The organism is Vibrio sp. SCSIO 43009 (assembly GCF_023716525.1).
GTDB classification, from domain to species: Bacteria; Pseudomonadota; Gammaproteobacteria; order Enterobacterales; family Vibrionaceae; genus Vibrio; species Vibrio alginolyticus.
Genome location: NZ_CP071842.1, coordinates 2,123,755 through 2,144,628, shown reverse-complemented (window position 1 = coordinate 2,144,628; position 20,874 = coordinate 2,123,755). Strand labels below are relative to the sequence as shown.

Genomic DNA, 20,874 nt, shown 5'->3' with positions numbered 1-20,874 from the left:
ACTAGTGATAATAAACACGATTAAAGGGCGCTTCGGCGCTCTTTATTTTATGTTTTCACTTGGTGGTTACCGTCTATGACGCGAGCCTGAAAGACGGCGTGTTGTGTGCAGTATCAGCACAGCCTTTTCGGCCGAATGAAAGCCTAAAGAAGAAAAACGACGATGAAAGATCAGAAAATTTCCCCAATTTCCGTTTTGGATCAAAGTCCTATGTTTGTTTGTGGTGTGATGCAGCGCATGTACCGCAATCGTGCCCAAGCTGAGCTCTCTCGGCAAAATTTGATGACACTAGAAATGGCAAGTGCACTGGCCGCTTTAGAAGAATTTCAGCCTATGAGCCAGCAAGCGTTAGCTGATGCGGTTCGAACTGAGCGAAGTGTAGCAAAGCGGATGGTGGACAATCTGGAAAAGAGAGGGTTTGTTCAAGTTTCTAAAAGTAAATCGAATCAGCGCCTTAAAATGCTAAGCATGACAAAAGAGGGGGCAAATGCTTTAAAGCAAGTTCATCAAATCATGACGAATTTACAGAAAGAGTTTTTTTCTTGTTTGTCGGAATCTGAAGCGAATGAATTTTTTCGTCTGGTAAGAAAGCTCACTTTTGCGAATCACGACCAGTAACTGACATCAATGCCGTTTAGCGTCTTTATTTTATCGCGGACCAATTATATTAAGCTGTAGAACTTAAGAAATAGGATGCCCAACGTACAGGTCACGGTAGAAAGCACCGTAGTGAGTGCGATGATATTTGCAGCTAACGTGGCATTGCCTCCCATGGAACGCGCCATGACATAGCTGGCAGCAGCGACTGGAGAGGCGTTCATAAAGAAAAGAATACCTAGCTCAATTCCTCGAAATCCTACTAAGTAAGCTCCCATGGTGATGATGACTGGCGCTACGATGAGCTTGTAACTGCTCGCAAACCAAGATGAACCTTTCTCTTTTCTCATCAAGCTAAAGTCAAGTGAGCCACCCGTACACAACAGCGCCAAAGGCAATGTCATTTTGGACAAGTAGTCTCCTGCGTCAATAACCACATTCGGTACTGGAATAGCGAGTAAATAAAAAGCCATTCCTAGAACAATAGAGATTATGAGTGGATTCCTAGTCAGTGTTCGGCCCATCATCTTTGCTGCTTGCGAGGCAGACGTTGCTCCTTTGGGAGATAAGCAAATTACCGCTTGGACGTTATAAATAAATGTGGTGACCGCGACATAGAGAGCCGCTAACGCCACACCTTGAGAACCATACGCATTGGCAACGTAAGCGATGCCAATAATACCTGTATTTGCTCGGAACCCACCTTGGATGAGAACGCCTTGATCAGGCGATGCTTTGAATAGAAGTTTGACGGAAAGATAGGTGAAAATGAAAAACGAAATACTAGCGATGACGCCGAAATTGACGAATCCACTTGCCGCGGAAAAGTCGTGTTCTGAAGCCACAATGCTGACAAATAACATTGCAGGCAAGGTAACTTGAAACACCAGTTTAGAGCCTACTTCGATAAAATTATCGTTGATTAGACCAAAGCGCTTAAAAAGAACGCCAAGTACCAACATCAAACAGATAGGTCCGGTTATCGACAAAGAGAATTGCAACTGATGTAAAACAGCTTCCATGTAAGTATCCGCAGCAAAAGAAAAAAGTGTTCCTGCTGCCTATTAAGCCACAAACCCGGAGGGTAGGACAGTAACGTGATGAAATTTTCTTCTGTTGTTGGTTCCGGAGTCATTTACACTCCAAGTTATGGACGAGGTCCCAATTTAACAAAGCGGTACTGGTCCTACGTGCGATATGTTGGTTAACTCGTTGTCGTGATGCATCCACATGCGTATTAGATGTGAGGGCTGGTCATCGTAGTTATGGATAGGAGTTCATCAATGAAAAGGAAACACAACAAAACTGTACTGTGTGCGTTTGTCTCTGGTTCGGTATTTGGTGCGGTTTTGGTCATTGCGATGTCTTTACCAATGTAATCCTCTTAATTCGCTGTTGGAACACTCACACTAATTCAGTACAAAACAGATTGAGTTCTGCGGTGTGTGCTGTTAGTTTAAAAAACATGAAAATACACGTTCGCCCTTCATTAACAACCTTCTCTTGGTGGCGCTCTAAATAGAGCGGCGCGGAATACTTACATTCTTTAGCTGCTGGATGGTAGCTAAGAGTGTTTGATCTTTTTATCTCCAGTAGCGATCTATTAAATACTTGGAGACAAATATGAATAGCCATAAAAATACATCTCAGCGTGAAATTATACTTACCGGAGATCGAGCAACAGGTCCATTACACCTAGGGCACTATATTGGTTCATTGCAACAACGAGTCAAATTGCAAACGGAGCACGAGCAAACGATCTTGGTCGCGGACATGCAAGGGTTGACGGATAACGCGCATAATCCATCAAAGGTATCCTCTAATATTCTCAATGTCGTTGCAGATTATTTGGCTGTTGGTATCAACCCCGCTCAAACTACGATCACGTTGCAGTCTCAAATTCCAGCGTTAGCCGAGTTGACAATGTATTACAGTAATCTTGTTTCTATCGCACGATTAGAGCGAAACCCCACGGTTAAAAATGAGATTCAAAGTAAAGGCTTTGAACGCTCTATTCCTGCTGGCTTTTTAACATATCCAATTTCTCAAGCTGCCGATATTACGGGGTTTCATGCGACGCTAGTACCAGTGGGTGATGACCAACTGCCGATGTTAGAGCAAACTAATGAAATCGTGAGAAAAATAAACCATCTGGGTGGAAAAGAGGTTCTTAGAGAATGCCGTCCATTACTTAGCGATGCACCTCGTTTGCCGAGTACTGACGGTAAAAATAAGATGTCTAAAAGCATGGGGAACGCAATCAACTTAGGGGCCTCCGAAAAGGAGATTTCCGCGGCAGTGAAATCTATGTATACCGATCCCAATCATCTGAAAATTGAGGACCCTGGCCAAGTCGAAGGGAATATTGTATTCATCTACCTCGATGCTTTTCATCCTGATAAAAATTATGTCGAACAGCTAAAAGACCATTATCGACGAGGTGGGTTAGGTGATGGTTTGACCAAGAAAGTGTTAGAAGAATGCTTACAAGAGATGCTTCGCCCTATTCGAGAAAAGCGCGCTATGTATTTGAATGATAAAGCGCAGCTGATTGATATTTTAAAACAAGGTAGTGAGCGTTCTCGCGAGAAAACCGAAAAAGTGCTATTTGATGTGAAAGATGTATTTGGTTTAAATTTGTTCTGAATTAAAAGTAGAGAGTTGAACATAAGGCACGACGGCTGGTTAGCAACGTGCCTTTTTAAGTTCCCAGTCAGTCAAAGCGCATTGTTAAGAAGAAAAAAATTCACGACGAAAATCCGCGACTTCTTGTTGGTAATAGCTTTGCCATTCCGGTTCTGACAAATGTGAATGGCTAGAGGCTCTTTGCGTTCTTAGCTTGGACTCAAGTTGTTGTAATGCTTGTTGGTAATCTTTGACTTGTTTTTTTTGCTCTGTAATTTGCTGCTGACGAGCATGAATGTTTTTACTTTCTTCTTTCGTTAAGTAAGTTCGTTCTAGCTCTGCGATGATCGCCAAGCGATCTGGTAGGCTCATACTATTAGGAATCAGGGTGACCGCACGCTCATATTTTTCCTGGTCGCTTGTTAGCCCGATAGCATCTGCATGTTCTTGCCAGTCAATGGTGAGTTGTTCGAAAGTTCGCAAAAAGTTATCTGGGCTTTGAGTGTCCAGCTTTTGGGCTTCTAAGTTGAAATCGTACAGCGCGAACTCATCCGCGAAAACAACATCAGCCAATTCTCCCCAGATGCTTCTTGCTTCGTTCTTCAGCTGTGCAATACGCGACGCCAGTGATTGTTGCTTATCAAATAACAAATTTCCTACACTCTCTTGCCATTGGCTGCTGAGCTGAGGGTAGTTCGCCAAAAGCTGGAATCGAGCTGAAGATAAATGCGCCTCAAACAAGGCGACCTGCTCTTCACAACTACGGTTCAACATACACTCTTGCCAAAACGTCTCAAGTTCGGCGACAAGTTTCCTGCCTTTGAGTTGAGTTAATCGCTCAGTCGTTATTTGAACTGTGGAAGGGAGCTTAGCTGTTTGTGGTGAAGTATCCGTATCGGGCACGATGCTGCTTGTTTGTGGTGATGTACTGGAGACACTCTGATTTTTTGTCTTAGGGGAAGGAGAGGAAGCGAGCTCTTCTTTTTGAACATCGTGACTGAAAGTTAAAAATATCATGCCCGCCATAATGGCGGACATGATTATCAAAGCGATTTTCTTCATGGCTTGATTGTTGCGCTTACTGGGAAATGGTCAGAAAGGTTGTAGTGTTTCCATAAACTCTCTGCGGTTGTGCGCGGCACGTCTACACGGTTGTCATTGAATGATTTCACCCCGTATTCACTACTCACCATAACATAGTCAAGGTATTCCACGTTTTCGCCACCTGATAACGCTTCACCTGCGAAGTTATTGATACGGGGATCAAAGGTTGACTCCGTGTAACCAGAGTAGTGAGGCTCTATGGCACTTAAGTTAGCGATCATTTGTTGGTAGTCACCAGGGAACTTTCTTTTGTTTACGTTAAAGTCGCCGCTGTATACCACAGTTTCGCTTGAAGGAATGTCAAGAGATTGGGCGAGTGCGCGGATTTGTTTGAACTGGCGCTGACGATACTCACGGGCGGTGTCTGTATTGAAAGATGCGGTATGGGTAGCAAACACATGGTAAGCCTGACCACCTTTAATTATTTCCGCATAATTTACGCCTTTATCGGCAAAGCAGTCTGTACCAGAGCAATCCGGAAAGACATATTGCGCTTCATTCACGATAGGGTAGCGACTAACTATGATTACGCCACCATCATGAATATTAACGCCTTCTTTATCTAACATCTTTGTTTGGTAAGGATATTCCTTGGCTAACTCACGTAAGAATGCTTCACGGCCGCTGGCAAACACCTCTTGCAGCGCCAAAACATCGTAACCTTTTACATGTTGAGGAATCAGTTCGTAACGATCTCCAATGTGCGATGCAATAGCCGTCAACGCCCAGATGTTATAAGTCATCAACTTAAGGTTTTGTTCTTCGTTGTCGACAGACTCCGCTACCTTGCTTGGCGTGATGGTGTAGTAAAGATCATCATATCGAGCGGTACTGTCTGACTTAAATGCCAGTTCGGTTTCTCTCGTACCAAAAGCGTTAGTGTTGGCACGATGAATGTTACGATCATCTTTGAGAGATAACTCGACATCGGCTGCGTATAAGCCGTATTCAATGGTCGAATTGTACCAATGGCCTTCCATTATTTGATTGAGTGTTATGCTTTCACCTTCGGGGCTAGAAACCACCGTTTCAAAACGGTAAGTTTGATTTGATTTCACGCCCTCCCAGCGGTTGAAGCTTAATACAGATTTAGTTTCCCACGGACCAAGTACCTGCACATGTTGTTGCCACTCGTCTCCGTATTGAAGCAAATCACTACCTTCATGTTTTACTTGAATAGTTAACGGTTGATCAGAGTTATTCGTTAGATAAACGTCGGTATCTGCAATGCTGGGTAACGCTATCAAGCTACTTAATAAAAGGCTCCACTGCGAAAATTTCATCTTATTGTTCCATCATTTGAACTAGAGCAATCATTCTTGTCTATAAATGTTACTTGCACGTTAAATATGGATGACATCTAAGCCAGTGCTGAAAATTGTTATCAGAATGTGATCTTTATTCAATGGTGAGGGTGGAGGTATTGAGTGTGTGGCCGTTGAAGCGGTGGAAAATAATACCAACAGTCAACGAATTGCATTCACTGCAATCAAGCTGTCATCTTTGCTCTATAAGTTGTGCGGCGTCATTCATCTAGCCATATGGCTAGAACTCAAATTGATAGATGGAGCACCATGGCTAGAGCAGTAAATCCAACCGATGAAACCATCATTAAATTGTTACAAGAGCAAGGTTTGATTAGAAGTGAAGCAGAAGCGCGTTTAAAGAAAGAGGTGTACCGCTTGCAACCTAATGAGATAGCAAAAGTAAAAAATTATGCCCAGCATTTTGGGATAAATGCGAAAGAAAAGCTCATCGATGAGATCTTGGATCTGCGCCGAGAAGCGCTCATGAAAAGATGTAGACACAATACGGAGCATGCGAGCCTATCTCTAAAATAGCATGTGATAAAACTATCAATTACTGGTCAAGATTTGATCTCTCAAGCCGATGTATATAAGAGCGTTCAATGATATCGAGCGCAAAAAACAGTGTGTTTTAGAGGTTAAGCTTTCACTTAAGTGAGAGGTTTGGAAAGGCTGCGGGGAGAAAGTGCATGCGTATTAAAGACTTAAGTGTCGTAAAGAAAATATCGGTTAGTTATTTAACCGTTTTTGCCGTGTTTGGTTTAGTGTCAGTAATGTTGGTGCAAGGTTTGTTAACACTGAATAAAGACATCTCAGTGTTAACAGATAAAAGTTTACCTTCTGTTGCGATTTTGAAAGGTATCCAAGTTGATATTACTAAAGTGCGTAAAGATGAGTTCTCTTTATTGCCAAACGCAAATCACCCCAAAATTGGTGAGTGGTTAAAAGGCCTCGACCAATGGCGTTCTGATGTGCAGGCTGGTATTGCAGAATACGAAAAGCTCGACCTTAATAAGCGTGAAACGCAGTCCTTTAGCGTTTTTAAAGAAACTTGGAATCAATACATCAAAGAAACGAAGACTTACAATGCACTGCTAAGCCAAGGCGATGCTGAAAGTGCAAATGATGTAATTTTATCAAGTTTCGATACCTACTCAAAAGCGTTGAGCAGCTTGGATGATACCCTCGCGTTGAACGATGAGTTGGTGAATTTGATTGGCGAAGAAGTACAAAGTGAAGCGGCATTTACACAATACAGCGCTGCTGTTGGTGCGCTTGTCGTCGCATTGGTCATGGTAATGTCTGCCATGCTGCTTTCTCGAGTCATCTGCGGGCCTGTTGATCGAGCATTGGAATTCGCTTCCAAAATCGCCAAGGGTCAATTGAATAATCAAATCGACGAAAGCGAATTGAGCAAAGACGAGTTAGGAACGCTGCTCAAAGAGCTTGTCGGTATGCAAACAAACTTACATTCGTTGGTTTCTGAGATTAATGACTCAACGATTCAGCTAACGGCAGCAGTAGAGGAAGTGAGTGCTATTTCTTCTCAGACCGCCTCTGGTATGCAAAATCAACAAATTGAACTTAGCTCGGTGGCTTCTGCGATGACAGAGATGCAAGCTGCTGTAAGTGAAGTGGCACAAAATACCGAAGTTGGCGCAACCTCTGCTTATTCGGCTGCGGAAGTGGCAAAGCAAGGAACGGCGACGTTACAACAAACTATCGCAGTAATTGAGCGTGTATCACATACGATCCAAGAATCAGATGAACTAGCACGTGAGCTTGAATCGAGCTCAAACAATATCAATGTGGTCGTCGATGTGATCCGCGGGATTGCCGAGCAAACAAACTTGTTAGCACTGAACGCCGCAATTGAAGCCGCTCGGGCTGGTGAACAAGGACGTGGGTTTGCTGTTGTGGCAGATGAGGTTCGTTCTCTGGCGCAACGCACTCAAGACTCCACTTCACAAATTGTGGAAATTGTTAATCAGCTACAAGAGAGCAGCAGTAAAATAGGGCATTCAAGCCGTGATTGTCAGGAGGGTATTTCTCAGTGTGTTGAGCAAGTTAATGATGCTGATAGCCAGATAAAAGAAATTGAACATTCTGTCGATAACATAGCGCAAATGAGCACACAAATCGCAACGGCGTGCAGTGAGCAGAATTCTGTATCCGAAGAGCTGAATCGCAGCGTGGAGCATATTAATAGTGCTTCAACAGAGATGGCTGAGGGAGCTTCACAAACGGCTGTGGCTTGTCAGCAGATTAGTAGCCTAGCGCACAACTTGAAAACTCGAATGGGTTCATTCCAGCTCTAGTTGTTGTGTTTCAGCTTTATTCCTAACCTCATTGCTACAATAAATAAGCCGGACGAAATGTCCGGCTTATTTATTCTCTGTCTATATAAGTTCAGAGTATGCTCAACCTTGGGAGAATATGCTCGCTAGGCTGGAATACCACTGTGAAACTTAAAATCTGTATCTGGCGTAGAAATTAAATCTGCCTCTATACGTCCAAAGTAGGCGATGCGCTCGCTGATATCTTTGCCTGCGATTTGCTCCGCTAATACAAGATAATCCTGGTAATGGCGTGCTTCTGAACGTAATAAAGAAATGTAGAACTTTGCGATATCGTCATCCATATGTGGTGCTAGTTTGGCAAAACGCTCACAAGATCGGGCTTCGATGTACGCACCAATGATGAGTTTATCGATCAGCGTTTCCGGCTCATGAGTCTTCATATGCGAAATCAGTCCTTTAGCATAGCGACTTGCTGGAATATTTTTATACTCAATTCCACGACTTTCCATGATCTCTAAAACTTGATAAAAGTGGTGTAACTCCTCTTTTATCAAAAGCACCATCTTATCGATCAAATCTTGGCTGTATGGTGAGTCGGACTTAGCCATGATTGACTTAGAAATATTGCTCTTGCCTTTTAAAGTTTCCAATGAGCCTACGTTACGGTAAGCAAAATCTTCGTAGGGCTTAAACCAGTCAAGTAGAGCATGTGAACTGGATTGGTCAACGGCATACTTACGAATTAAAAACATGGCAGATTGGCCAGCTTTTAGTTCGCACAGTAGGTGGTCTAACAAAATGGTTTGAAGGTTCTCTGGTTTCTTTGCTTCCTCTACCCATTCATCAGGTGTACTGCATCGCAGAAATTGGTTAATGGGAGCAAGAAGATCTTGATAGGCGTCTAGATTCATCATTTTAGTTTTAGTACTTCACATTTTTATTGGGCATATCCGTTGTCTTGCGGATAGAAAAAAGGCTGCAATTGCAGCCTTTTTTGACCTGAAGTGAATGTTACCACTTTTTCTTCTCGCCGAAGAGAGCTTCCATGTCATTGTCACGCTCTTTGTCAGCAATCTGCTGCATTTCGGCATCGCTTTTATCTTGGCGCTTTTTATCTAAGTCACCTAACATCTCTTCAAGCTTTTGTTTCGCTTGAATAGAATAAGGATCGCTCTTAGTGCTCAAAGCATCGATACCTTTACGCAGCAGTTGAAGCGCGGTGCCTGGTTGGCCACGAGCGATAGAGTCGTTTGCTCTTTTGATGACATTTTCAATGTTGATGCGAATTTGCATCGTTTCCAAGCGCGCATTTTCGGTGACGTAAGTCTGGGTATCCAATCGGCCTTTGTTGTGCTCGTTACGGATAGTGTCGCGAAGTCGTTTAACCAGCTTAAGCATGACGATAGCTTGTTTATCACTACTCGGCATCTTGAAAGTGGTACTCTCGCCAGTAGGACCATTCTCTTTTAGCTGCGTAATCTGCTGCTTCATATTTTCGATACGTTGAGCAAGTTGCTTGTTCTTCGGGTCCAGCTCATGCATGCTCTCTAGCGCGTCAAGAATACGATTGTTTAGACACAGCAACAGCTCTTTACTAAAAGGGATATGGTGCGCATGACCAATCAACTCTTCAGTACCATCTATCAAGGCTACATATCGCGCTGATTCCTGCCTTTTTGCGGTTTCAACTTTAACCTTATATTGCAACATAATGTTATAGCCTAGGATTAACACCAGTAGGATGGCTACCAAAGCGATTATTAAACCAATATTCATATCTTTGCGTCTGCTTTACTTTTCTGCGGCTAGCGTTAAAGAATACATGAATCTTATCTTACTCGGCACCTTATTTGTTTGATTATTTTGTCTCTCCCACGTTTTAGTTACTGATAGAAGTCACATCATAGAACTTCGGTCATTTATTGGCTCAACTTTGTGCATATTGTTTCTTGCTTGAAGATTATTAGTATGTGATTGAGGTATAAGTTAGAAATTGCTGTTCATTTCGATTTGAACGCGTTATAACTAATTATTATATCGCTCGCTTGAGTGGCCAATAAACTCTCTCATGAATAAGTAAGGGATTACGATGAAACTGCAGCAGCTGAAGTATATTGTTGAGGTTGTAAACCATAATCTGAATGTATCTGCAACGGCGGAAAGCTTATATACCTCTCAGCCAGGTATTAGTAAACAGGTTCGGTTGCTGGAAGATGAGTTAGGTATTCAGATTTTTGAACGGAGCGGTAAGCACTTAACGCAAGTGACGCCAGCTGGAGAAGAAATTGTACGTATCTCTCAAGAAATTCTCGCTCGTGTAGAAAGTATCAAAGCGGTGGCTGGAGAGCACACCCATCCAGAAATGGGGACGCTGAATATCACCACGACACATACGCAGGCTCGTTATGCACTGCCAGATGTCATCAAAGGTTTTACTTCTCGTTATCCAAAAGTGTCGTTACACATGCACCAAGGTACACCGTCACAAATGTCTGAGGCGATAGCTAAAGGCACTGCGAATTTTGCGATTGCGACAGAAGCGCTTCACTTATATCAAGATGCCATCATGCTGCCTTGTTATCACTGGAATCGTTCAATAGTTGTGCCTAAAGACCACCCACTAGCGAAGAAAGACAAAGTAACGATCAGTGATCTTGCCGCTTACCCATTAGTCACTTACGTGTTCGGTTTTACTGGCCGTTCAGAGCTGGATACAGCATTCAACCGCGAAGGTTTAACCCCGCGAGTGGTGTTCACTGCAACTGATGCAGATGTCATTAAAACTTACGTTCGTATGGGTATTGGTGTGGGTGTGATTGCAAGCATGGCTGTGGATGAAGAGCAGGACGGTGACTTGGTTGCAATAGATGCGAGCCATTTGTTTGGCGCGAGCACCACGAGCATCGGCTTCCGCCGTGGTACATTCTTACGCTCTTACATGTTCGATTTTATGGAACGTTTTGCACCGCACTTAACGCGTCCAGTGGTTGAGCAGGCGATTTCGTTGAAGTCTAATGCAGAAATCGAAGAGATGTTTAAAGACATCGAGCTTCCAGTGAGATAACACTTCATTGATGTTTCGATTCCCTCTACAATGCGCTCGTTGTAGGGGGAGCTATGAAAACGCAATTTCAATTTATTAATGACTGCTTAATCGAAAACCAATCTTTGTGGCGATTCGAGCCTTTTAAAAGCAGCATTCACACATCATTACCTTGGCAGGAGCAACATCCTCGACTGTGCCAATGGCTAGCGTCTCTTACTCCCTCTCAAATCGAAGAATACAAAGCAGCACCAGAACTCGCGTTAAAAGCACTTAGTCCGTTTTTGCCTGAGCTTGAACAACTCGCAGAACTGACTCATTTAGAGCTTTTGTCGTTAAACGGCTTGGAACTCGCTCGTGGTTTAGATAACGGTATTCCGGGACGTAAGTTGGAGCAAATTAGCTCGATGGGTGAAGCTGCAATTCAACAACACTGTGGCGAAGAATGGCTAGAATGGTGCTCAGGTAAAGGTTACTTGGGGCGAATCCTGACCGCGCAAACCGATCAGCCTGTAACCAGCTTTGAATACCAACAAGCACTGTGCGATTCGGGACAACAAGCAGCCAATGAACATCATTGGAAGATGACGTTTATTCAAGGCGACGCGTTTGATAGCAAAGCGAAAGCCGTGTTTAAGCCAACGCAACACGCAGTAGCACTGCATGCATGCGGTGACCTTCACGTTCGTCTAATGCAGTACGGCAGTGAAAATGGGATTGCTGCGATGACCATATCACCTTGTTGTTACCACTTGATTCAGTCGGAACAATACCAGCCGATGTCGGAATCGGGCAGGGCTTCTTCTCTCTCATTGTCTAAGCAAGAACTGCGTATCCCATTACAACAAACGGTGACAGGAGGAGAGCGCGTGCGTCGTCATCGTCAGCAGGAAATGATGTTTCGTCTTGGGTTTGATTTGATCACGCGACAAGCTTTGGGAATGGCAGAGTATCAGCCTGTGCCGAGTATCCGTAAGTCGCAATTAAGTGATGGTTTTGAATCTTTATGTCGCTGGGCAGCGGAGCAAAAAGGCATTGTTCTTCCTCAAGAAATCGATTTCTCTCATTTTGAAAAGTTAAGCGAACAACGCTTCTGGCAAATGGAGAGAATGAGCTTAGTGCAACTTGTTTTTCAACGTCCGTTGGAGATCTGGCTCGCATTAGACAAAGTGCTTTATCTTGAAGAACGTGGTTACCGTGTTAGATTGTCAGAGTTTTGCCCTAAATCGGTCACGCCTAGAAATATTTTAATTTGTGCATATAAGATTTAGTTATTCTTTATAGCCAAACGCTCTATATGAAAAAGCCCACTTATGAGTGGGCTTTTGTAAACAAAACGTGACAAGTTATGTTTTATTTTGTCATTAATTAAACATAGCGATAGCTTGAGTTGGTTCAACGTATTCCAAGTCAAAGCTTTCTGCTACTTCTTTACACGTTACTTTTCCGTGAATAACGTTTAGACCTTCAAGGAAGCCTTTATCTTCTAGAAGTGCTTCGCGGTAGCCTTTATTTGCTAACTTCACGATGTATGGAAGTGTAGCGTTGTTGAGTGCAAATGTTGAAGTGCGAGCAACTGCGCCAGGCATATTTGCTACACAGTAGTGAACCACTTCATCAACGATGTAAGTTGGATCTGCGTGAGTTGTTGCGTGCGAAGTTTCGAAACAACCGCCTTGGTCAATTGCCACGTCAACCACTGCCGCACCAGGCTTCATCTTAGCAATGTGCTCTTTAGTGACCAGTTTAGGTGCTGCTGCGCCAGGAATTAGAACGGCACCGATAACAAGGTCCGCTTCTAGAACATGCTTCTCGATAGCGTCTTCAGTAGAATAAACCACTTTTGCGCGACCTTGGAATTCTTCGTCAAGCTTACGAAGTGTGTCTACGTTACGGTCTAGAATAGTGACGTCAGCGCGAAGGCCAACCGCCATACGAGCAGCGTTTGCACCAACAACGCCACCACCAACGATAACGACTTTTGCAGGTTCAACACCAGGTACGCCGCCTAGGAGTAGACCACGACCGCCGTGCGATTTTTCCAACGTTTGCGCGCCAGCTTGGATAGACATCCGACCTGCCACTTCTGACATTGGTGCTAACAGTGGCAAACGACCCATATTATCTGTTACAGTCTCATAGGCTATACAGACAGCTTTGCTCTTGATTAGCTCATCAGTTTGTGGAAAATCTGGTGCTAGGTGTAAATAAGTAAATAAAATTTGCCCTTCGCGGAGCATTGCTCTCTCTACTGCTTGGGGTTCTTTTACTTTTACAATCATGTCTGCTTGCGCAAATACGTCAGCAGCATGAGGGAGAATGGATGCGCCGACAGCGATGTAATCATCGTCTGAAAAACCAATGCCGGCACCTGCATTGGTCTCAACTAAAACTTGGTGACCATGTGAGATGAGTTCTCTCACGCTAGCTGGGATCATACCAACACGATATTCGTGATTCTTGATTTCCTTAGGTACGCCAATGATCATCCTGTATCCTCTTTCTATAATGGTTGTATTAACTGTTAGTAGGGTGTTATTGTCGAATTAATAACTAGTATAGTTATAGATTTGTAAAATTTGGCACCAAATATTAAAAAGTTGTAGTATATTTTTTTGCAAGGAAGTAATAAGGTGGAATAAAAAATGGCAGACAACTATAAAAAGCCGTCCAAGGAACTAGACCGTATCGACCGCAACATTCTTAATGAGCTGCAGAAAGACGGTCGTATTTCAAACGTTGAGCTTTCAAAACGTGTGGGACTTTCTCCAACGCCATGTTTGGAGCGTGTACGTCGCTTAGAGCGTCAGGGTTATATCACAGGGTATACTGCATTATTGAATCCGCAGTTCCTGGATGCATCACTATTAGTATTCGTTGAGATTACGCTAAACCGTGGTGCGCCGGATGTGTTTGAGCAGTTTAACTCAGCTGTTCAAAAGCTAGACGACATACAAGAGTGTCATCTTGTTTCAGGTGACTTTGACTATCTTCTTAAAACCCGTGTATCAGATATGGGTGCTTACCGCCGACTATTGGGCGATACGTTACTACGTCTACCTGGCGTAAATGACACTCGCACATACGTTGTTATGGAAGAAGTGAAACAATCTAACCAGCTTGTGATCAAAACTCGTTAATTTCTTGCAAAGAAAGCGGTATATGCTTCCGCTTTCGCCAGAGAGTAATTGGGTTTTTCTCCTTGATATGGTTAAATCAATTTACCGAGCGGCTTGATGCCGCTCGGAATGTTTTGCAATTTCCTATTTCATTTCCATATTCAAGTTGATTTATGTTCAAAGAGAACGCAAAGAAAGTCGAAACCATTATCAAAACCAGTGAAGAGCCCCAGTCTTCACGCTTAAATGGCTTCCAACGCTTAAAAGAGTGCTGCTTTATCGTTGGCGTTCTTAGCTCGGTATTGCTTGCGGTTGCACTATTTACCTTCAGTCCGGCCGATCCTTCTTGGTCCCAAACCGCATGGGGAGGGGATATCGATAATGCTGGTGGCCTTTTCGGCGCTTGGCTAGCCGATACTCTATTCTTCACATTTGGCTCTCTCGCTTACCCAATCCCTTTCTTGCTAGCGGCGGCTGCATGGGTGATTTGCCGTAAACGAGGAGAAGATGAGCCCATTGATTTCATGCTATGGGGTACAAGGCTGCTCGGTCTTGTAGTCCTTATTATGACCAGTTGCGGTCTTGCCGATATTAATTTTGATGACATTTGGTATTTTTCATCCGGAGGTGTGGTCGGGGATGTGTTGTCTAGCCTCGCTTTACCTACATTAAATGTACTCGGTACCACATTGGTACTGCTGTTCTTGTGGGGAGCGGGCTTTACGCTCTTCACTGGCATCTCATGGCTTAACATCGTGGAATGGCTTGGTGATCGTGCATTAGCACTAATCGCCGCGCTTGCAAATAAGGCAAGAGGTTCAGAGCAGGAAGTTTTAGAACCTCAGCTTGATGAGTTTGTAGAAGATAAAGTCTCTACGCCTAAACATAATGTAGACCATGAAATTGATGATGAGCCGCTTCCTCATTTAACGGCGTACGATGTCGATGAACCGAAAGAGTCGGCGCCAGCGCATGAGTATCCTATTTATATGCCGCAAGCGAAACCTGATAAGCCTGCGGAACAGGCGATGGTAGAACCGACTCCACCACAACGCAAGGCTACGGTTAATGCTGCGCCAGTTTATTCTGAACCTGAGCCTAAAATACAACCTATCCATACGGTTAACACTGATAACGTTGATCCGCTCTTGGAACGCACCAAGCAACTGAATGTTACGATAGAGGAGCTTGAAGCAGCGGCGCAACAAGCAGATGACTGGGGAACTGAAGAACAGGCTACCCCATCATTTGCAGACACTTATTCTTCCTATGTCGAGCAACATACAGCTACAGAAGAACCGATCAGTGTTGAACCAGATTATGCGGAGTACGAACAATTTGAAGCAGAGCAAGTACAGCAGCCAAGTATTGAGCATCCTGTACATGAAGAGCCTGCAATTGATTCTGCTGTATTAGATAGCATCACGGCGCAAACGGAATCGAGCCAACATATTGAGCCTACGATCTCTGACTTTGATGTGTTAGATGATGAAGACGAAGTGGAGTCTCAGCCTGCGCAGCAAGTACAGCCAACAACGCCTCATCAGCAAGTTGCAACACCTTCAACAACATTTGAACCTGCACCTCAAAAAGTGGAGGTAGAAGAGGTCCAAGACAACGACCAAGACGTTACCGCATTCCAAGATATGGTTTCCAATGCGCAAGCCAAAGTCGCTGCAACACAGAACCCATTTTTGGTACAGAAAGAAGAAAACTTGCCAGTTCCGGAAGAGCCACTCCCAACGCTCGAGTTGCTTTATCATCCAGAAAAACGTGATAACTTTATCGACCGTGATGCGTTAGAGCAGGTCGCTCGATTGGTAGAGAGCAAACTCGCTGACTACAAAATCAAAGCCGATGTGGTTGGTATTTATCCTGGTCCAGTGATCACTCGTTTTGAGCTTGATTTGGCGCCGGGGGTGAAAGTAAGTCGTATTTCTGGTCTTTCAACTGACTTAGCGCGTGCATTGTCTGCGATGGCGGTACGTGTCGTGGAAGTAATCCCTGGCAAGCCTTACATCGGTTTGGAACTGCCAAACATGAGTCGTCAGACGGTCTATTTATCTGATGTCATCAGTAGCCCTCAGTTTGAGCAAGCAACGTCACCAACAACGGTTGTGTTAGGTCAAGACATTGCGGGTGAAGCTGTGGTGGCCGATCTTGCGAAGATGCCTCACGTGCTAGTAGCAGGTACAACAGGTTCTGGTAAGTCGGTGGGTGTGAACGTGATGATTTTGAGCATGCTGTATAAAGCAGGCCCAGAAGATGTACGCTTCATCATGATTGACCCGAAAATGCTAGAGCTTTCTATTTATGAAGGTATCCCTCATCTTCTTTCTGAAGTTGTGACTGATATGAAAGACGCATCAAACGCTCTACGTTGGTGTGTGGGCGAGATGGAACGTCGTTACAAATTGATGTCGGCATTAGGTGTACGTAATGTGAAGGGCTTCAACGAAAAATTGAAGATGGCAGCAGAAGCGGGCCACCCAATCCATGACCCGTTCTGGCAGGAAGGCGACAGCATGGATACTGAACCGCCATTGCTAGAAAAGCTGCCTTACATCGTCGTTGTTGTTGACGAATTTGCTGACCTGATGATGGTGGTAGGTAAGAAAGTTGAAGAACTGATTGCTCGCTTGGCGCAAAAAGCGCGCGCGGCAGGTATTCACTTAATTCTTGCGACTCAGCGTCCATCGGTTGATGTTATTACCGGTCTAATTAAAGCGAACATTCCAACTCGTGTTGCGTTTACGGTATCGACTAAAACGGACTCTCGTACAATCCTAGATCAAGGCGGCGCAGAATCACTACTTGGTATGGGTGATATGTTGTATCTACCGCCGGGATCAAGTCATACAACTCGTGTTCACGGTGCATTTGCATCAGATGATGATGTTCATGCTGTTGTAAACAACTGGAAAGCGCGTGGTAAACCGAACTACATTGAAGAGATCATCAGTGGAGATCAAACTCCAGAAAGTCTATTGCCAGGTGAGCAAATGGAAGCGGATGAAGATGTAGACCCGCTCTTCGATCAAGTTGTTGAGCACGTGGTTCAATCACGTCGAGGTTCGGTTTCCGGTGTTCAGCGCCGATTTAAGATAGGTTACAACCGTGCCGCCCGTATTGTAGAGCAGCTTGAAGCGCAGGGCATCGTAAGTGCTCCGGGTCATAATGGTAACCGTGAAGTACTGGCACCTGCGCCACCAAAAGATTAATGAACTTGTGTTACTCACCTCAGTCCAACTGAGGTGAGTGGTTCTAATAATAGGTATCTGAATGAAAAAACTATTTTCAGCGAAACTTTTCTCTGCGCTTGTTTTAAGCTTTTCCCTCTTTTCTACCGCACACGCAGCATCTCCTAAAGATGAATTAAACAAACGCCTTTCTATGAATGATGGCTTCAGTGCGGATTTCTCTCAGCAGGTTATCAGCCCTGAAGGCGAAACGGTGATGGAAGGAGAAGGTACGGTTGAAATCGCTCGCCCAAGCCTGTTCCGTTGGAGTACAACATTCCCCGATGAGAACCTATTGGTCTCTGACGGTAAGACATTGTGGTACTACAGCCCATTCATCGAGCAAGTGAGCATCTACTGGCAAGAGCAAGCAACAGAGCAAACGCCATTTGTTTTGCTAACGCGTAACCGAGCAAGTGATTGGAATAACTACAAAATATCTCAAAAAGGTGACCAGTTCACTCTCATTCCTACCGCAGTAGACTCCACACAAGGTCAATTCCAGATTAATATTGATGCCAAAGGTGTGGTGAAAGGCTTCAACGTGGTTGAGCAAGACGGTCAAAAAGGTTTGTTCACCTTTAACAACGTGAAGCTGGGTAAACCAAAAGCAGACAGATTCACATTCACAATTCCAAAAGGTGTGGAAGTGGATGACCAAAGGAATTAATTGGTAGTGAGTAATTACACATTAGATTTCTCGGGGGACGAAGATTTTCGTCCCCTTGCTGCTCGTATGAGACCGGAAACGATCGAACAATACATCGGACAGCAGCACATTTTAGGCCCCGGTAAGCCACTGCGCCGTGCGCTAGAGGCGGGTCACATTCACTCTATGATCCTTTGGGGACCACCAGGCACAGGCAAAACGACATTAGCGGAAGTGGCTGCAAACTATGCCAATGCTGAAGTAGAGCGTGTGTCTGCGGTAACGTCTGGTGTGAAAGAAATCCGTGCTGCAATCGAGAAAGCACGTGAGAACAAAATGGCGGGCCGCCGCACCATCTTATTTGTGGATGAGGTGCATCGCTTCAACAAATCTCAACAAGACGCGTTTTTACCGCATATCGAAGATGGCACGGTTACCTTTATTGGTGCGACGACAGAAAACCCATCGTTTGAGTTAAACAACGCATTGCTGTCACGTGCACGTGTCTACAAGCTGACGTCTCTTGATAGAGATGAAATCTCACTGGCGCTGAACCAAGCGATCAGTGACAAAGAGCGTGGCTTGGGCAATACACCTGCACACTTCGCTGATAACGTATTAGACCGCCTAGCAGAACTGGTAAACGGTGATGCTCGCATGTCTCTCAATTATCTTGAGCTGCTCTACGACATGGCAGAAGACAATGCGCAAGGTGAAAAAGAGATCACGCTTAAGTTGCTGGCTGAAGTGGCAGGGGAGAAAGTCTCTCGCTTCGATAACAAAGGTGATATCTGGTACGACTTAATCTCTGCGGTCCACAAATCCATTCGTGGTTCAAACCCGGACGCTGCGCTTTACTGGGCTGCACGTATGATTGCAGCGGGATGTGATCCTCTTTACATTGCCCGTCGATTACTTGCGATAGCATCGGAAGATGTCGGCAATGCGGACCCTAGAGCCATGCAAGTGGCACTCTCCGCGTGGGACTGTTTTACGCGCGTTGGTCCAGCAGAAGGTGAACGTGCGATTGCTCAAGCTATTGTTTATCTCGCGTGCGCTCCAAAGAGTAATGCCGTTTACGTTGCTTGGAAACAAGCGCTAACGGACGCTCATAACTTACCTGAATATGAAGTGCCGCATCACCTTCGAAATGCGCCAACCAGTTTGATGAAAGACATGGGTTTTGGGGCTGAATATCGTTATGCTCACGATGAGCCTGGTGCTTACGCAGCCGGTGAGCAATATTTGCCGCCTGAAATGGACGATCGTAGGTACTATCAGCCGACAAATCGTGGTCTAGAGACCAAAATCGGCGAAAAGTTAGATTACTTGGCTACTTTAGACGCAAATAGCCCACAAAAGCGCTATGAAAAGTAGGCGTTTTTGGATACATTTGTTCAGTAAATTTTTTTAACGCGTACGCTTGGAAAGTGCGCGTGATTTCACAACAAAAAGCATAGGATTAACAATGCTGGATTCTAAATTACTTCGTACAGAGCTGGATGAAACAGCTGCTAAACTGGCGCGTCGTGGCTTTAAGCTAGACGTAGATACTATTCGTAAACTTGAAGAACAACGTAAGTCCATTCAAGTAGAAGTAGAAAATTTACAATCCACGCGTAACTCCATCTCCAAGCAAATCGGCCAAAAAATGGCGGCTGGCGACAAAGAAGGCGCAGAAGAGATCAAGAAACAAATCGGTACGCTAGGTAGCGATCTTGATGCGAAGAAAGTTGAACTTGAGCAAGTAATGGCTCAACTAGACGAATTCACGCTTTCTGTACCAAACATCCCAGCAGATGAAGTGCCAGATGGCAAAGATGAAAACGACAACGTTGAAATCTCTCGTTGGGGTGAGCCAAAGTCTTACGACTTCGAACTGAAAGATCACGTTGACCTAGGCGAAATGGGCGACGGTCTAGACTTCGCAAGTGCAGTTAAGATCACTGGCGCACGTTTCATCGTGATGAAAGGCCAATTTGCTCGTCTACACCGTGCAATCGCTCAGTTCATGCTGGATCTTCACACTGAAGAGCACGGCTACACAGAAATGTACGTACCTTACCTAGTAAACTCTGACAGCCTATTCGGTACTGGTCAGCTTCCTAAGTTTGGTAAAGATCTTTTCCACACTGAGCCGCTAGTAGAAAAAGTAAACGACGAAGAGCCACGTAAACTGTCTCTAATCCCTACTGCAGAAGTACCTGTAACGAACCTAGTTCGTGACACGATTTCTGACGAAGCGGATCTACCAATTAAGATGACAGCTCACACGCCATGTTTCCGTTCAGAAGCAGGTTCTTACGGTCGTGATACTCGTGGTTTGATTCGTATGCACCAGTTCGACAAAGTTGAGCTAGTACAAATCACTAAGCCAGAAGATTCAATGAACGCACTAGAAGAGCTAACAGGTCACGCTGAGAAAGTTCTACAACTTCTTGAGCTTCCTTACCGTAAAGTGGTTCTATGTACAGGTGACATGGGCTTCGGCGCTCGTAAGACTTACGACCTAGAAGTTTGGGTTCCTGCTCAAGAAACTTACCGTGAAATCTCTTCATGTTCTAACATGTGGGACTTCCAAGCTCGTCGTATGCAAGCGCGTTTCCGTCGTAAAGGCGAGAAGAAACCTGAGCTTGTACACACGCTAAACGGTTCTGGTCTTGCTGTAGGTCGTACAATGGTTGCTATCCTAGAAAACAACCAAGAAGCAGACGGCCGCATTGCAATCCCTACAGTACTTCAGAAGTACATGGCGGGCGCAACGCACATCGGTTAATCCATTAACCACTAGAACACCAAAACCCAGCCTTAGTGCTGGGTTTCTTGTTATCTGCGTCGAGTGAAAATACGTTGTTATGTAAATGTAGGATGAGGTATTGCATAGTTAGCCT

17 protein-coding genes are annotated in these 20,874 nt (G+C 44.5%); 11 read left to right on the top strand and 6 right to left on the bottom strand.

Annotated features, from left to right (window positions below; translation table 11 throughout):
• Positions 1–162 precede the first annotated feature (162 nt).
• Positions 163–618 (top strand): MarR family winged helix-turn-helix transcriptional regulator, encoded by a 456-nt coding sequence (locus J4N43_RS10005; protein WP_033905066.1) that lies wholly within the window; start codon positions 163–165, stop codon positions 616–618.
• 44 nt (positions 619–662) lie between these two features.
• On the opposite strand, the gene J4N43_RS10000 is transcribed toward J4N43_RS10005, so the two are convergent.
• Positions 663–1,619 (bottom strand): AEC family transporter, encoded by a 957-nt coding sequence (locus tag J4N43_RS10000; protein WP_053349488.1) that lies wholly within the window; start codon positions 1,617–1,619, stop codon positions 663–665.
• A gap of 601 nt (positions 1,620–2,220) precedes the next feature.
• Here J4N43_RS10000 and trpS point away from each other — a divergent pair.
• Entirely contained in the window at positions 2,221–3,243 is a 1,023-nt protein-coding gene (gene trpS / locus J4N43_RS09995; RefSeq protein ID WP_025766897.1) for a tryptophan--tRNA ligase, read from the top strand.
• An 84-nt stretch (positions 3,244–3,327) separates the two neighbouring features.
• Here trpS and J4N43_RS09990 read toward each other — a convergent pair whose 3' ends face one another.
• Positions 3,328–4,284, bottom strand: a complete 957-nt coding sequence (locus tag J4N43_RS09990) for a hypothetical protein (protein ID WP_053349489.1) — start codon at positions 4,282–4,284, stop codon at positions 3,328–3,330.
• A complete protein-coding gene (locus tag J4N43_RS09985) occupies positions 4,281–5,609 on the bottom strand; it encodes a sphingomyelin phosphodiesterase (RefSeq protein WP_053349490.1) in 1,329 nt (442 codons plus the stop codon). Before J4N43_RS09985 ends, J4N43_RS09990 begins: the two co-directional genes overlap by 4 nt.
• A gap of 291 nt (positions 5,610–5,900) precedes the next feature.
• On the opposite strand from J4N43_RS09985, the gene J4N43_RS09980 reads away from it, so the two are divergent.
• A complete protein-coding gene (locus J4N43_RS09980; protein ID WP_017634954.1) occupies positions 5,901–6,167 on the top strand; it encodes a hypothetical protein in 267 nt (88 codons plus the stop codon).
• A 155-nt stretch (positions 6,168–6,322) separates the two neighbouring features.
• Positions 6,323–7,951 carry a methyl-accepting chemotaxis protein gene (locus J4N43_RS09975; RefSeq protein ID WP_047100808.1) on the top strand — a complete coding sequence of 543 codons (1,629 nt, stop codon included), beginning with the start codon at positions 6,323–6,325 and terminating at the stop codon, positions 7,949–7,951.
• Between the two features lie 125 nt (positions 7,952–8,076).
• On the opposite strand, the gene miaE is transcribed toward J4N43_RS09975, so the two are convergent.
• Both miaE and J4N43_RS09965 read right to left on the bottom strand, forming a co-directional pair.
• A complete protein-coding gene (gene miaE, locus J4N43_RS09970; protein ID WP_017634952.1) occupies positions 8,077–8,847 on the bottom strand; it encodes a tRNA isopentenyl-2-thiomethyl-A-37 hydroxylase MiaE in 771 nt (256 codons plus the stop codon).
• Between the two features lie 97 nt (positions 8,848–8,944).
• Positions 8,945–9,709, bottom strand: a complete 765-nt coding sequence (locus tag J4N43_RS09965; protein ID WP_005378247.1) for a hypothetical protein — start codon at positions 9,707–9,709, stop codon at positions 8,945–8,947.
• Between the two features lie 313 nt (positions 9,710–10,022).
• On the opposite strand from J4N43_RS09965, the gene cysB reads away from it, so the two are divergent.
• Both cysB and J4N43_RS09955 read left to right on the top strand, forming a co-directional pair.
• Positions 10,023–10,997 (top strand): HTH-type transcriptional regulator CysB, encoded by a 975-nt coding sequence (gene cysB / locus J4N43_RS09960; protein WP_005388967.1) that lies wholly within the window; start codon positions 10,023–10,025, stop codon positions 10,995–10,997.
• A 53-nt stretch (positions 10,998–11,050) separates the two neighbouring features.
• Positions 11,051–12,247, top strand: a complete 1,197-nt coding sequence (locus tag J4N43_RS09955) for a methyltransferase (RefSeq protein WP_053349491.1) — start codon at positions 11,051–11,053, stop codon at positions 12,245–12,247.
• A 93-nt stretch (positions 12,248–12,340) separates the two neighbouring features.
• Here the strand turns inward: J4N43_RS09955 and ald are convergent, their stop codons facing one another.
• Positions 12,341–13,465: an alanine dehydrogenase gene (gene ald / locus J4N43_RS09950; protein WP_005378241.1), complete on the bottom strand. Its 1,125-nt coding sequence runs from the start codon at positions 13,463–13,465 to the stop codon at positions 12,341–12,343.
• Between the two features lie 156 nt (positions 13,466–13,621).
• On the opposite strand from ald, the gene lrp reads away from it, so the two are divergent.
• The 5 genes from lrp to serS all read left to right on the top strand — a co-directional run bounded on the left by lrp (position 13,622) and on the right by serS (position 20,759).
• Positions 13,622–14,116, top strand: coding sequence for a leucine-responsive transcriptional regulator Lrp (gene lrp / locus J4N43_RS09945; RefSeq protein ID WP_005378234.1), 495 nt, complete (start codon positions 13,622–13,624; stop codon positions 14,114–14,116).
• A 152-nt stretch (positions 14,117–14,268) separates the two neighbouring features.
• On the top strand, positions 14,269–17,316 hold the full coding sequence (locus J4N43_RS09940) for a DNA translocase FtsK 4TM domain-containing protein (RefSeq protein ID WP_062730708.1): 3,048 nt from the start codon (positions 14,269–14,271) through the stop codon (positions 17,314–17,316).
• Between the two features lie 61 nt (positions 17,317–17,377).
• Positions 17,378–18,004: an outer membrane lipoprotein periplasmic chaperone LolA gene (gene lolA, locus J4N43_RS09935; protein WP_005388103.1), complete on the top strand. Its 627-nt coding sequence runs from the start codon at positions 17,378–17,380 to the stop codon at positions 18,002–18,004.
• The gene (locus tag J4N43_RS09930) at positions 18,005–19,360 is read left to right on the top strand and encodes a replication-associated recombination protein A (RefSeq protein WP_250159047.1); all 1,356 of its coding nucleotides are present in this window, start codon (positions 18,005–18,007) and stop codon (positions 19,358–19,360) included.
• A gap of 91 nt (positions 19,361–19,451) precedes the next feature.
• Positions 19,452–20,759, top strand: coding sequence for a serine--tRNA ligase (serS, locus tag J4N43_RS09925; RefSeq protein WP_005437179.1), 1,308 nt, complete (start codon positions 19,452–19,454; stop codon positions 20,757–20,759).
• Positions 20,760–20,874: the final 115 nt, after the last annotated feature.